This is a genomic window from Yoonia vestfoldensis SKA53 (assembly GCF_000152785.1).
GTDB lineage: Bacteria > Pseudomonadota > Alphaproteobacteria > Rhodobacterales > Rhodobacteraceae > Yoonia > Yoonia vestfoldensis_A.
Window position 1 is genome coordinate 463381 of the sequence record NZ_CH672414.1, and the last position, 13457, is coordinate 476837.

A 13457-nucleotide genomic window follows, 5' to 3' on the forward strand; every position below is an offset into this window, starting at 1 on the left:
GGATGCCAAATGACCATCGCCAGGCCGGTTAACGCGCTACCCGTGCCGATCCGTCCTGTAGGGCAGGGGCGGCCAGCGGTGCCTGCGCAGCGCATCCTGATCGTGACCGATGCTTGGGCGCCGCAGGTCAATGGCGTCGTGCGCAGCTATGAAAACATCATCCGCGAATTGCGGCTGTTGGGCCATGACGTGGCTGTGATCAGCCCGCGGGATTTCCCGACCTTGCCGTTGCCGGGCTACCGCGAAATCGCGCTGGCGGTGTTTCCCTATCGTCGCTTGGCGCGCAAGATCGCGCGCTATGCCCCCGACCGTATCCATATTGCCGTCGAAGGCCCCTTGGGCTGGGCCGCGCGGCGCTATTGCCTGCGCCATCGTCGCCCCTATTCAACGGCGTTTCACACCAATTTTCCCGCCTATCTCGCGCTGCGTGCGCCCGGGGTGGTCCGCGCACCGCTGCAAAAGCTGACGCTATGGTTGCTGCGGCGGTTTCATGATCGGGCCGCACATACCTATGTCGCTACCCCGTCGATCACCGCGCAATTGCGCGCTTGGGGCTTTACCGGTGTGGTCCGGCCATTGTCGCGGGGTGTCGATGCGGGGGTGTTCTATCCACCGCCTGTTCCTGCGCGCAATGATGTGCCGGTCCTGCTTTATGTCGGGCGGGTGGCTGCGGAAAAAAACCTCGACGCCTTTCTGGGCCTGACAACCGCGCAGACCGGACCCGTGCGCAAAGTCGTGGTGGGCGATGGTCCGGCACTGGGCGCGTTGCAGCGTGCCTACCCCGATGTCGCATTCCTTGGCACGCTGACGGGGCAGGCGCTGGCCGATACCTATCGCGTGGCGGATGTGTTCGTGTTTCCGTCGCGCACCGATACCTTTGGCATCGTGTTGATCGAGGCGCTTGCCTGTGGTCTGCCAATCGCGGCCTTTGACGTGCCGGGGCCTTGCGATATTGTCACCGACCCGTCGCTGGGGGCCTTGGATGACGATCTGGGGGCGGCCATATCCCGCGCGCTTATTGCACCCGGCACCCGCGAAAGCCGCAGCGCGCATGCCTATGAGCGCTATAGCTGGCACGCCGTGGCTGCGGCATTTCTAGGGTGTCCGGGGCATGATCAGGACAGACCGCATGGTTCTGTCCTGCACCCAGCCGCGGGATGACGCCCCGTCCTTAGCGCTGCGCACAGCCCGCTTTTGGCGATTGACCAAAGGCGCGCCAGTTGCAGGCGTTCTGCTCGGTCATGGTTAGGCTTGGTCCCATGCCCGATCGCCAGCCGCATCCTGCACGCGCGTGGGCAAGCCTATCCGGTCAAGCAGCGTGAACAGCGGCTTTGGGTCCAATTCTTCCACGTTCACCATGCGGCCCAGATCATAGGTGCCATCCGCGATCAACATGGCCATGGCAACGGGCGGGACACCGGCAGTATAGGAAATCCCCTGGCTGCCAACCTCGGTATAGGCGTCCTTGTGATCGGCGATGTTATAGACGAACACCTCGACCTCCTCGCCGTTTTTGGTGCCTTTCACCAGATCACCGATGCAGGTCTTGCCGGTGTAATCGGGCGCAAGGCTGGACGGGTCGGGCAGCACCGCCTTGACGAGCTTTAATGGCACAACCTCCAGCCCTTCGGCGGTGGTGACGGGCTGTTCGGACAACAGGCCAAGGTTTTGCAGCACGGTGAACACGTTGATGTAATGGTCGCCAAACCCCATCCAGAACCGGATATCAGCCTGCGGGTAATTGGCCGCAAGCGAATGCACCTCGTCATGGCCGGACATATAGGCCTTTTGTTTGCCAACGACGGGCAGGTCCCATTCGCGGCCGATTTCGAACATCTTGTTTTCTTGCCAGGCACCTTTCTGCCAACTGTAGACCGTGCCGGTGAATTCGCGGAAATTGATCTCGGGGTCGAAATTGGTCGAAAAATAGCGGCCATGGTTGCCGGCATTGATATCCACGATGTCGATGGATGTTACGTCATCCATGAATTCATCCACGGCAAAGCGCGCAAAGGCATTGACCATGCCCGGGTCGAAACCGGCCCCCAGGATCGCGGTGACACCGGCGGCAGCGCAGGCGTCGCGGCGTTTCCATTCGTAATTGCCATACCACGGCGGGGTTTCGCAAATCTTGCGCGGGTCTTCGTGAATGGCGGTGTCGATATAGGCGGCACCGGTCTGGATACAGGCCTCTAGCACGGTCATGTTCACGAAAGGCGAGCCGACATTGATCACGATCTGCGCGCCGGTTTTGCCGATCATCGCCGCGACAGCCGCGCTGTCCATCGCGTCAAGGTCATGGGATTCGAAAACGCCCGCCTGTTTCATCGCGCCTTTTTCATGCACAGAGGCGATGATCGCATCGCATTTGGCGCGCGTGCGGCTGGCAATGTGCAAATCGCCCAAAACATCGTTGTTCTGCGCGCATTTATGCGCCACGACCTGTGCGACGCCACCCGCGCCAATGATAAGAACATTGCGTTTCATCGTATCAAAACCCTTTTTGATCACTCAGGACAAGGCGGCAGCGAAATCATCATAGTCGAAATCACGTACCAATCGTGTCGTTCCATCCAGTTCACGAATCGCGATGCTTGGCATCTTGACCCCGTTAAACCAGTTCTTCTTGACCATCGTGTAACCAGCGGTGTCCTGAAATGACAGACGATCACCTGCCTTGAGCGGCGCATCAAACAGGAATTCACCAAAGATATCACCTGCCAGACAGGATTTTCCGCAGATCATCCATTCATGCGCGCCGGTATTCGGGGCGATCTTGGCCGGTTCGCGGTAGATCAGCAGATCAAGCAAATGCGCCTCGATCGAGCTGTCCACGATGGCCAAATTTTTCCCGTTATGCATCGTATCCAGCACGGTGACTTCAAGGGTGGCAGCGCCGGTAATGGCCGCCTCTCCGGGTTCCAGATAGACTTGGACGCCGAATTTTTGCGAAAATTCCTTGAGCCGCAGCGCCAGATTTTCCAGCGGGTAATCTGCGCCGGTGAAATGAATGCCGCCGCCCAGACTGATCCACGCCATCTTGTGAATGATCGCGCCAAAGCGGTCTTCGATCAGGGTCAGCATTTCATCGAAACGGGCAAAGCTGTCGTTTTCGCAATTGTTATGAAACATCAACCCGCTGATCTGATCAGCGACCGCAGCTATTTTCGCGGGGTCATGTTCGCCCAGCCGGCTAAACGGGCGGGCGGGATCGGCCAGATCAAATTCAGACGTCGATACCCCCGGATTGACCCGCAGGCCGCGCACATGCCCTTGCGACGCATCGTTGAATTTCGCCAATTGCCCGATCGAGTTGAAAATGATCTTGTCGGAATATGCCAAAACCTGTGCAATTTCGTGATCGGCATAGGCGACCGAATAGGCATGGGTTTCACCGGGAAATTTTTCACGCCCCAAGCGGACTTCGTACAGCGACGACGACGTCGATCCATCCATATGCTCTGCCATGAAGTCGAACACCGACCATGTCGCAAAACATTTGAGCGCGAGCAGACATTTCACCCCCGACGCCTCGCGCAGCCAAGAGATTTTTTCGAGGTTGCGAAGAAGACAAGACTTGTCGATCAGGTAATACGGTGTCTGCACGCCAAGACCTTTCGTGTGATTTGCGTGGGCGACTTACACCAGAATCCCATGGAAGACGAGGCTTAACAGACCCCGATCCGCCCCAAAAAACACGCGCAACCTGTCGACACGTCAGACCAGCCAAACGGTCAGGCCGCGGGCACCATCCTCAGCAGGATGTCCGCAACAACGCAATCCGGCGCACCAGTTTCAAAGCGGTGTTTCGCTTTGCCATCCAGCATCAAGATCGCGCTGCCTTAGGGTGTGTTGGTGTAAATATTTTCAACTTATCGTGAGCAGCCCCTATTTTCACCAGCGGAGGCTTTTTGTATCTATGCGCTGATCAAATAGCCTGTTAGTCCAGATTGCAGCGCCGGTCAGATGCCGGATTGTGCAAGAAAGCGATAAGAAAAAATGGCATATTGCTGGTGTAAGTCCCGGTCTTTACGTGTCTCATTGGTGCAATGCGAAGTGGCCGCGTTTTTCTTTCTGAATCCCATAAGGAACTGAAGATATGAGGAAAAAACGCATCGTTGGTCGCGGGCCGTGCATGTCAAATGATCCGCTGCGTCGCGTTATCGTACTGCGCGCGGCATCACCCCGCAAAGCATGCTGATCCTCTGACGGTTTTGTAGCCTGATCTTAATCATTTTGTTTTTTACTGGCCTTTCGAAGCCGCGACCGGAGCATCCGATGTTTAGATTCCTTGCCATCCTTTTCACGACGGCCGGTTTGTCCGGCACGCTTGCGCTGCCGCTTTTTGCGCAAGACCTGCTGCGGCCTGTCAAGCTGATGACGGTGGCGGATCAGGATCATCGGATGACACGGACATTTTTTGGTCAGGTCAACGGGCGTCAAACTGTTGATCTGGCCTTTCAGGTGGGGGGGCAAATTCAGGACCTGCCAGTCATCGAAGGGCAGTTTTTGCCTGCGGGCGACATGATTGCCCAGCTCGACATGGAACCGTTCGCGTTGCAACTCGAACAAGCGCAGCTGCAAAAAAACGAAGCCGACCGCACTGTGGACCGGCTCCGGCGCCTGGCGGGCAGCGCTGCCAGCCAGGTTTCACTCGAACAGGCCGAAACGCAGGCACAACTTGCTGCCCTGGCTTTGCGCGATGCTGCCAACCGCCATCGACATGCCACGTTGCAGGCCCCTTTTGATGCCCTGGTGGCAAGCCGCAAGATCGCCAATTTCAGCACGATCACGGCGGGCACGCCTGTCGTGCGGCTGCATGACATGTCTGAATTATGGATCGAGATCAACGTCCCCGAAGTGTTGTTCCAGCGCTTTGATTCCGAGGATGACGTGCGTTTCCATGCCACGTTTCCGAGCCATGCCACCCGCTATCCGCTTGTCGTTCGGGAATTCACGGCCGAAGCCTCGGCCGTGGGGCAAACCTTTCAGGTGACGCTTGCGCTGCAATCGACGGATGGGCTGCATATTTTGCCCGGCTCGTCGGCAACCGTCACCGCCGAGGCCACAGGCGGTCTGCAAGGTGCTGTTTTGCCAGCGTCGGCCGTGGGCATTGATCCGGATGGATCGACTTATGTGCTGTCGTTTCAGCCAGAGCCCGATGGAAACGGCACGCTGCACCGCCAATCTGTCATTGTGCAGCCTGCCGATGACGGCAGTTTTGTCGCAATCAATGGCCTCGAAGCCGGGGTCGAAATCGTTGCCGCCGGCCTGCCGGTTCTGGAAAACGGCCAAAGAGTCCGGCGGTTTTCCGGGTTTGGCAACTAAGGAGCGTGACCATGAACATTGCACGCGCTGCCATCGACAGGGCTTTGCTGACGTGGATATTGATTATCGGCTGTCTGCTCGGCGGGCTGTGGGGGTTCAACAGCCTTGGGCGGTTGGAGGATCCTGCATTCACGATCAAGACAGCGGTGATTGTCACGCAATACCCAGGGGCCTCGGCCGAACAGGTGGCGGTCGAGGTGTCGGAACCGCTGGAAACCGCAATCCAAAGAATGGCAGAGGTTGCGCGGATCAGCTCGGTCAATCAGCCTGGCCAGTCGCTGATCGAGGTTGAAATCCATGCGACTTACGACAGCGACACGCTGCCTGCCATCTGGGTCAAGCTGCGCAATCGGATTAGTGATGCAGCCCGTGGCCTGCCGCAAGGCGTGACCGCACCGGTGGTCAACGACAGTTTCGGCGACGTGTTCGGCATCTATTACGCGGTGGTGGCCGAAGGGTTGAGCAATGCCGAAAAGCACCAGCTGGCAAGCTTCTTGCGCCGTGAACTGCTGGTGGTTGACGGTGTCGCGGATGTCGAGGTCAGGGGTCTGCCGCGCGAGGTGATCTATGTCGAACCCGACATGGTAAGAGCCGTAAACATGGGCGTGGCCCCGCAGGCGATTGCAGGGGCGATCGCGAATGCAAATTCTGTCGTGGACGCCGGCGCCCAAGACATTGGCAGCGCGCGCACCTTGATTCAGGCCCCCGAAGGCTCTGACAGTGTATCGGCGATTGCCGGCCTGTCGCTTGGGGTCGAAGGGCAGGTCCTGAGCCTGTTTGACATGGCGCATGTCTATCGCGGCGTCGAGGAACATCCCGCGATTATTGTGCACCACAATGGCGAGGACGCTTTCACGCTTGGGATTGCAGGCGCGTCATCTGAAAACATTGTGGATGTTGGATCACGGGTCGATCAGCGGCTGGCAGAGCTGGAATTGGACATGCCTTATGGGGTGACATTGCACCCGATCTACCAGCAGCATCTGGTTGTTCAGACGGCCTCGAACGACTTTCTGATCAATCTGTTCTTGTCAGTGCTGATTGTTGTGCTGGTGCTTGCCCTGTTCATGGGCTGTCGTGCCGCCGTGGTCGTCGGCACGACCCTGTTTCTGACTGTCGTTGGTACGCTGTTTTTCATGGCGATCTTTGCCATCGAGATGGAGCGGATTTCGCTGGGCGCATTGATCATTGCGATGGGCATGCTGGTGGACAATGCCATTGTCGTGGCCGAGGGGATGCAGATAGCGATGCAGCGCGGCAAGTCTTCGCGTGATGCGGCCGAGGATGTGGCCCGCAAGACCCAGATACCCTTGCTGGGCGCGACCGTTATCGGGATCATGGCCTTTGCCGGTATCGGGCTCAGCCCGGACGCCACAGGCGAGTTCCTGTTTTCGCTGTTCGCGGTGATCGGCATATCGTTGCTGCTGTCGTGGATACTTGCAATCACAGCGACCCCGCTGCTTGGGCATTATCTGTTCAGGCAGGGGGCGGCGGGCGGTGCAGATGCCTATGATGGACGGCTGTTCCGGCTGTACGGATCGGTTTTGCATGCTGCGATCCGGGCGCGTTGGCTGGTGGTGGTGGCGCTGCTTGTGGTGACGGTGGCGTGCTATGCAGGCTTCGGCCAAGTCAAGCAGCAGTTCTTTCCAGACTCCAACACCCCGCTGTTTTTCGCGCATTACAAGCTGTCGCAAGGCACGTCCATCCACACGACATCGGCGCATCTGGACCATTTGCAGCAATGGCTGTCCAAGCGTGATGAAGTCGTGTCGGTCACGGCTTTTGCGGGCGACGGCGCGGCGCGGTTCATGCTGACCTATGCCGCCGAACGGGCCAATGCGAGCTATGGGCATCTGATCATCCGCACCCGCACGCTGGATGATATTCCGGCGCTGAAGGCCGATCTGGATGCGTTTGCCCGCGAGACCCTGCCACAAGGAGAATTCCGCACCAAGCGGCTGGCCTTTGGTCCGGGCGGCGGCGATCCCATTCAACTGCGCCTGTCGGGCAGCGACCCTGCGGTGCTGCGCCAGTTGGCCGAGACGGCACGTGCCGTCATGCAGGACGCGTCGCCAAACTTGCGCGATCTGCGCAGTGACTGGCGCGAGCAGGAACTTGTGCTCGCCCCGATCTATGCCAGTGACCGTGCGCAGGCCGCAGGCATCGACCGCGATGACATCGCGCAATCCCTGTTGTTTGCGACCGAGGGGACAGTCGGTGGCGTCTATCGCGAGGATGAGCGACTTATCCCCATTGTGGTGCGTCAGGCGCCGTCCGCCGGGTTGGCCTTGATGGATCAGGTCGTGTATTCCTCGAGTGCCAATGCATTCATCCCGATCGAGCAAGCCATAGATGGCCTGCAATTCGAGGTGCAGAATACCTTGCTGCACCGGCGCGACCGTGTCCTGACGCTGACCTTGTCAGCAGATGTCGCCCCCGGCCTGACCACCGCCACCGTGCAACAAGAGATCCGCGCCGCCGTCGCAGCAATGCCTGTACCCAACGGCTATAGCGTCGCATGGGGCGGAGAGCTGGAAAGTTCGATGGACGCAATGACAAGCCTTGGCCAACAGCTGCCAGTCAGCGTGATCGTGATGGTGCTGATTTCGATCGTGCTGTTTTCGGCGCTGCGTCAGCCGCTGATCATATGGCTGCTGGTCCCGATGTCGGTGAACGGTGTGGTCATCGGGCTTTTGGCAACGGGTATTCCGTTTAGCTTTACAGCGCTGCTGGGCCTTTTGAGCCTTTCGGGTATGCTGATCAAGAACGGCATTGTGCTGGTCGAGGAAATCGATCTGGTGCGCGCAGAAGGCATAGCGCTGCGCGAAGCGATTGTCATCGCCTGCGTGTCGCGCCTGCGCCCTGTGGTCTTGGCTGCGGCCACAACAATTCTGGGCATGGCGCCGCTTTTGGGGGGATGCTTTCTTCGTGTCGATGTCCATCACGATCATGGGCGGGCTTGCCTTTGCCTCGGTGCTGACCTTGATTGCCGTGCCGGTGCTTTACGATCTGTTCTTTTCGCGCGACGAGGTCGGCACGCCTGCTGGTGCAGGCGCGCGCTGATCAAGGCGTGAGCGTATACCGGATTTGCACAAGACCAGATCGGCGCGATGTGGCTGGTGTCGGAAAGACTTGGTGTCGGTAAAGACTGGCCTGTCAGGGTGGCTGTTGTGTTTCAATGCCGGTCCGCCCTGATGACGCAAACCAAAAGATCATTGGCCATGCGGTTGCCGTGTGGCCGGTTGCTCTGCCTTGATGATCGTCAGCCGGTCGGGCTGGGCGCGCCGCCCCAATCAGGGCATGGCTGTCATACTGACCCATGCCCGTATGGTGGTGGCATTCCACAAAGCGATGCCATGTGCCAGCCAAGGCATTGGTTGGAACTCAGCACCGGCAGGCCCAATTCCACCGAAAGGGGGGCGAGGATATCGCGTGTTCGCAGATTGGTGCAGGACAGAAATATGCCATCAAGCTCTGCCTGCCGCGCAAGCGCGCGCGCGGCATTGGCAATAGAGGCGGGCGCGATGCGCGCGACCTTGGCTTCGACTTCTTCACCAAACGACAAGGTGGCGGGTACGGTGATGCCCGCGGATTCGAATGCCGCGCGGATCGGCGTGGCAACCGATGCGATATATGGAGAGACAATGCCGATCCTGGTCAGCCCCAAAACACGGCACTTTGCCAGCGCCGCAGTCAGCGGGTCCGTCACGGCACGGGTCTGCGCGGCCCCCATCACAAGATCCCGCACACGCCCTGCGCCGATCAGGGTCGTCCCGGATGTGCAGGCATAACCGACAACATCCAGCCCGGGGGGCAACGGCCCGGCCGCGGTGGGCAACGCGGTTTCCATCTGGGCGATGCTATCGGGCGTCAGCTCTGCGCCCGAAGGGATACGGCTGATATGCAGCTTGACGCTGTCTGGTGCGAACAGATGGCGGAAATCCTGTTCGATCGTTTCATCGACCTGCAGCACGATCAGCCCAAGGCGCGGCAGGCTGTCGTCTTGCAGGTCATAAGGAAAGGCGGTCATGCGGTGATCTCTGGCAGCTCATGCGATGCGCGCGGTGATAGCACTTCGGCCCCATCCTTGCGCAGCACGATGTTTTCTTCATGCACCATGATCCGTCCGTCACCCGTCACACAGCCCGGTTCCAGCGTCAGCACCATGCCTTCGCGCAGGGGTGTTTCGTCCAGTGGTGTAAAGGACGGCCATTCCGTCAATGTGATGCCAAGCCCGTGGCCCAGCCTGCCGCCGGATGGTGTGGCACCGTATTTTTGCAGGTTTGCGCAAAGGGCCGCATGCACATCACAGGCGCGCCATCCGGGGCGCAAAAGGGCCAGCGTGTCCTCGGTTGCCTGCCAAAGTGCGGCATGGGCGCGCCGTGCGGTGTCTGACGCGCGGCCAATCGCGAAATTGCGATCAAAATCGCAGAAATAGCCATTTTTGACAGCACCTGTGTCCAGCATCAGAATATCGCCGCGCCGCAAAGGCTGCGGGCCAGCGGGCGAGATCACATCGCCGTACCCATCTGGCCCCGCACCGCCCGCAACATAGCTGACCCAATCCGCCCCTTCGGTCAAAAGCGCGATCTGGAAGTCACGGAAAACGCAGGACAGGGGCTGACCTTCGGCTGCAAACTCTGGCACGCGGGCAAAGGCGCGCCCCGCAATGGCACAGCTTTCGCGGATCTTGTTGATCTCGGCCTCTGATTTCACCTCGCGGATGCGCTGGATGCAGGCCGTGGCATCCACGATCTGGCGCGGTGCAAGCTGTGCGCGCAGCAGGTCATAATCTGCAAGCGGCATGCGCAAATGTGTCTCTAAACCCATCGGCACGCCAATCTGTCCCTGTGCCGGGACCAGATCGGCCAAGGCACCCGTCAACAGGCTGATCCCGTCATCGCGCGGGTCGGGCGCGTCCCAAGTGCGGATGTCATGCAGCCATGTCTGGCCCATCAGTGCCGCCCCGATCGACGGGATCACCGCCACCGGATCATCCGCCACCGGCACGATCACAAACCAGGGCCGCGCGGGGCTGGCCCAGAACCGGGTCAGAAAACCAGTGACATAAAACACATCCGCAGGTGTCGTCAGCAAGAGCGCATCCAGCCCCTGCGCGGCCATGCCCATCTGCAGCTTTGCCACACGATCACGGTATTCCTGCGCCGCAAAGATCATCATGGGTTCAGCCATCCTCTGGCCCTTCGCTCAGGATGGCCATCACACGCGCCTCGCGCGGTAAATCCAGCCCCGCAAGCAGGGCCGCAACGCCCGCAGCACCCGATGGGGTGGTCGGCAGCTGATATTCCGCCAACAAATCAACCGCGCGCTGCGCCGTATTTTCCGAAATTGTAACAAAGTCATCGGCATCGCGCGCCAGACCATGCAGCGCAATCATCGACGCTGTCTTGCAATCCAGTCGCCCCATGCCGGACACAGGGCCGGTGGTATCCACCAGCCGGCCTGCGCGGATGCTTTCGATCAGGGCGGGGGCGGCGTCGGGTTCGACCACGATGATCTGTGGGCTGTCGCCCCAGACATGGCGGGCATGGGCCGCGACCGCCGCCGCCAGCCCCCCGACACCGGCTTGCAGCAGGATATGGGTCGGGGGCTGGTCGATCTGGGCTGCGGCCTCGGCGGCGAGTTGCAGATACCCTTCCATCACCCGCAGGGGCAATGCGGTATAGCCCGGCCATGAACTGTCCGACAGCAAGGTCCACCCATTGGCGTCAGCGGCCCGTGTGGCGGCCTGCATGCTGGCCTCATAATCCGCACCGTCGCGGACCACCGTGGCGCCCTTGGCCTGCAGGCGGGCGGCAAAGGTTTCTGGCACGGCCTGCGACAGATAGATCACCGCGGCTGCGCCAAACAGCTGCGCGCCTGCGGCCACCGACAGCCCGTGATTGCCCGCGCTGGCCGTCACATAGACCTGGCCTTGCAAGGCATGGCGCAGGTCGGGGGCGTTTGTCGCTGCTGCAGCGCGCGCGATGGCATAGGCCGCGCCAAGTGCCTTGAAACTGCCCAACCCCATGCGCCCGCGTTCATCCTTGAGCCAAAGCTGGCCAATCCCAAGGTGGGCGGCTAATGCGGGCTCTTGGCGCAGGGGCGTCGGGGCATGTGCAGGACAGCGCGCCAACAGCTGGCCAACGTCGCGCGCATCAGCCAGCGGAAACAGCGTTTCGCCAGGCAATCCTGACCCGCGCCAAGGATTTTTCAGATTTTGACCCATAAACACCCCGTTCCTGACAGGGCCAGAATAATGCATTGCGCGATTGGCTTGACGGAAATATCGGCCCTGATTGGCGCTGATTTAGGATGGATCGGCCCTGTTTGGGCCGATTTTCGGACGAAGGGCCAGAATATGCTTCTCTTTTGGCCGATGTTACGCAATCCCTGTCGGCATGGATATATTCGACGCCCGTCTTCTCAACGCGCTGCAATCGCGCGCGCGCGCCACCGCCGAAGAGCTGTCCGCCCTGGTCGGGCTGTCGCCGGATGCTTGTCGCAAACGGGTGGCGCGGCTGCGAGCCTCTGGCCTGATCGAGGCCGAGATTGCGATCCTTGATCCGGCCCGTGCCGGGCGCGGCTTGATGCTGATTGTCGAAGTCACGCTTCAGAATGAACGCAAGCGCGATCTTGACCGGTTCAAATCCGCCATGCAGGCCGCGCCTGAAGTGATGCAATGTTATTACGTCACCGGAAACGCAGATTTCATCTTGATGATTTCCGCGCGCGATATGGCCGAATACGAGGCGTTTACCCGCCGCCATTTCTTTGCCGAAGACAATGTCCTGCGTTTTCGCACCAGCGCCGTGATGGACCGGGTCAAGACCGGCTTTGCTATCCCGGTTGAGGGCGATTGATCGCGGTTTGATTGCCATGACGCGACTGCATCGGGCTGCTGCTATGCAGCGCCGATACCGGCCCTGTGCGGCGTCAGGCCGTCAATTGTTGTTCAGCATGAATTGCGACAGGACCGGGCTGCAGGCGGCACCCAATGCGCGCGCATCGCTGCCGATACTGCCGCTTTCGATCACTGGCAGGATCAACCCGCGCGTGTCCTCTGTCTCGATGGCGCGACGGACCTTTTTGACCAGTTCTTCGCGGATAACGGGTGGAAAGGCCCCGTCGATGATGATCGCCTCGAAATCGATGACCGCGCAGGTGGACAGGCTTGCTTTTGCAAGCTCGATCGCGGTCTGGTCCAGCCACGGCGTCACATGATCGGCAAGATCGGTCCAGCTTTGCGGATTGTTCCAAAGCGTGATCGGGTTATGCCCGGCCTGCCGCAAACGCGCCTCCAGCGTATGGATCGACGCCGTGTCAACCAATTGGCGGCTTTCGCCACTTGGCCCGACGCTGCGCAGTGATCCCAGCGCGCCTGCATTGCCCAGCCGCCCCTCATAGACCGCATTGTTCAGTACGATGCCGCCGCCGACAAAGGCGCCCACGAAGAAATAGGCATAATCGCGAAACTGCTTGCCGCGCCCATAAAGGTGTTCGGCCTGACAGCCCGCCGTCGCATCATTGATGACAAAGACAGGTAGATCGGTGAAACGCGCCATTTCTGCTGTGAAATCGATGTTCTTCCAGGATTGGAACTCTGCCGCATTCGGCCCTGTCAGGTCGTGCCAGTTCCACAGGTCGAAGGGTGCCGCGATGCCGATGCCACATATTCTGGCCAATTCGCTGTGGCTAAGATCGCTGGCCGCAGCGGCGAGCCCTGCCTGGACAAAGCCGAACACTTCGCGTGGAAGGGGATGGGTATAGGTCACCTGACGGTGCAACCGGATGCCGCCGGTGAAATCTGTCAGCAGAAAATTTGCAGACCGCCGACCGATCTTGATCCCGATCGAATAGACGCCGTTCTTGTCAAGCATCATGGGAACGGACGGTTTGCCAACTTTGCCCCGTAAAGGATCGCCACGCGTCAACAACCCGTCCGATTCCAGCTTGCGCAGGATCGCCGAAATTGTGGGTGGGGACAGGTGCGACAGGCGTGCAAGGTCCGGTGCGGGCAATGACCCGTGCCGCTGCAGCAACGACAATAGCAGCCGCTCGTTATGGTCGCGGACACCTTTCTGGCTCAGCCCCATGCTGAGCGATCTGACCAATCCGTCATCCATCTG

General features: G+C 60.0%; 9 protein-coding genes and 1 pseudogene. 4 read left to right on the forward strand and 6 right to left on the reverse strand.

Features of this window, described 5'->3' with window-relative positions; translation table 11 throughout:
• Positions 1-9 precede the first annotated feature (9 nt).
• Entirely contained in the window at positions 10-1161 is a 1152-nt protein-coding gene (locus SKA53_RS02380) for a glycosyltransferase family 4 protein (RefSeq protein WP_007204445.1), read from the forward strand.
• A gap of 84 nt (positions 1162-1245) precedes the next feature.
• Here the strand turns inward: SKA53_RS02380 and SKA53_RS02385 are convergent, their stop codons facing one another.
• Together SKA53_RS02385 and SKA53_RS02390 are read right to left on the reverse strand one after the other, a co-directional pair.
• On the reverse strand, positions 1246-2487 hold the full coding sequence (locus SKA53_RS02385; RefSeq protein WP_007204446.1) for a saccharopine dehydrogenase family protein: 1242 nt from the start codon (positions 2485-2487) through the stop codon (positions 1246-1248).
• A gap of 24 nt (positions 2488-2511) precedes the next feature.
• Complete coding sequence (locus SKA53_RS02390; protein ID WP_007204447.1) at positions 2512-3606, reverse strand: carboxynorspermidine decarboxylase; 1095 nt, start codon at positions 3604-3606, stop codon at positions 2512-2514.
• Between the two features lie 672 nt (positions 3607-4278).
• Between SKA53_RS02390 and SKA53_RS02395 the strand changes: the two genes are divergently transcribed.
• Positions 4279-5328 (forward strand): efflux RND transporter periplasmic adaptor subunit, encoded by a 1050-nt coding sequence (locus SKA53_RS02395; RefSeq protein ID WP_007204449.1) that lies wholly within the window; start codon positions 4279-4281, stop codon positions 5326-5328.
• An 11-nt stretch (positions 5329-5339) separates the two neighbouring features.
• A pseudogene (locus tag SKA53_RS02400) lies at positions 5340-8391 on the forward strand (efflux RND transporter permease subunit).
• Positions 8392-8635: 244 nt separating this feature from the next.
• On the opposite strand, the gene SKA53_RS02405 reads toward SKA53_RS02400, so the two are convergent.
• Genes SKA53_RS02405 through SKA53_RS02415 form a run of 3 tightly spaced genes read right to left on the reverse strand, consistent with a single transcriptional unit; the run spans position 8636 to position 11557 of the window.
• Positions 8636-9358, reverse strand: a complete 723-nt coding sequence (locus tag SKA53_RS02405; RefSeq protein ID WP_007204452.1) for a maleate cis-trans isomerase family protein — start codon at positions 9356-9358, stop codon at positions 8636-8638.
• Positions 9355-10521: a M24 family metallopeptidase gene (locus SKA53_RS02410; RefSeq protein ID WP_007204453.1), complete on the reverse strand. Its 1167-nt coding sequence runs from the start codon at positions 10519-10521 to the stop codon at positions 9355-9357. The genes SKA53_RS02405 and SKA53_RS02410 overlap by 4 nt, the downstream gene beginning before the upstream one ends.
• Positions 10514-11557, reverse strand: a complete 1044-nt coding sequence (locus tag SKA53_RS02415; RefSeq protein ID WP_040482756.1) for a pyridoxal-phosphate dependent enzyme — start codon at positions 11555-11557, stop codon at positions 10514-10516. Before SKA53_RS02415 ends, SKA53_RS02410 begins: the two co-directional genes overlap by 8 nt.
• Positions 11558-11729: 172 nt before the next feature.
• On the opposite strand from SKA53_RS02415, the gene SKA53_RS02420 reads away from it, so the two are divergent.
• Positions 11730-12191, forward strand: coding sequence for an Lrp/AsnC family transcriptional regulator (locus tag SKA53_RS02420; RefSeq protein WP_007204455.1), 462 nt, complete (start codon positions 11730-11732; stop codon positions 12189-12191).
• 81 nt (positions 12192-12272) lie between these two features.
• Here the strand turns inward: SKA53_RS02420 and SKA53_RS02425 are convergent, their stop codons facing one another.
• Positions 12273-13454, reverse strand: coding sequence for an ROK family transcriptional regulator (locus SKA53_RS02425; protein ID WP_040482757.1), 1182 nt, complete (start codon positions 13452-13454; stop codon positions 12273-12275).
• Positions 13455-13457: the final 3 nt, after the last annotated feature.

Bases quoted from the DNA above. Each gene is read 5' to 3' on its own strand.
- SKA53_RS02380 (WP_007204445.1), top strand. From the start codon at position 10: ATGACCATCGCCAGGCCGGTTAACGCGCTACCCGTGCCGATCCGTCCT.
- SKA53_RS02385 (WP_007204446.1), bottom strand. From the start codon at position 2,487: ATGAAACGCAATGTTCTTATCATTGGCGCGGGTGGCGTCGCACAGGTC.
- SKA53_RS02395 (WP_007204449.1), top strand. From the start codon at position 4,279: ATGTTTAGATTCCTTGCCATCCTTTTCACGACGGCCGGTTTGTCCGGC.
- SKA53_RS02405 (WP_007204452.1), bottom strand. From the start codon at position 9,358: ATGACCGCCTTTCCTTATGACCTGCAAGACGACAGCCTGCCGCGCCTT.
- SKA53_RS02410 (WP_007204453.1), bottom strand. From the start codon at position 10,521: ATGGCTGAACCCATGATGATCTTTGCGGCGCAGGAATACCGTGATCGT.
- SKA53_RS02415 (WP_040482756.1), bottom strand. From the start codon at position 11,557: ATGGGTCAAAATCTGAAAAATCCTTGGCGCGGGTCAGGATTGCCTGGC.
- SKA53_RS02420 (WP_007204455.1), top strand. From the start codon at position 11,730: ATGGATATATTCGACGCCCGTCTTCTCAACGCGCTGCAATCGCGCGCG.
- SKA53_RS02425 (WP_040482757.1), bottom strand. From the start codon at position 13,454: ATGGATGACGGATTGGTCAGATCGCTCAGCATGGGGCTGAGCCAGAAA.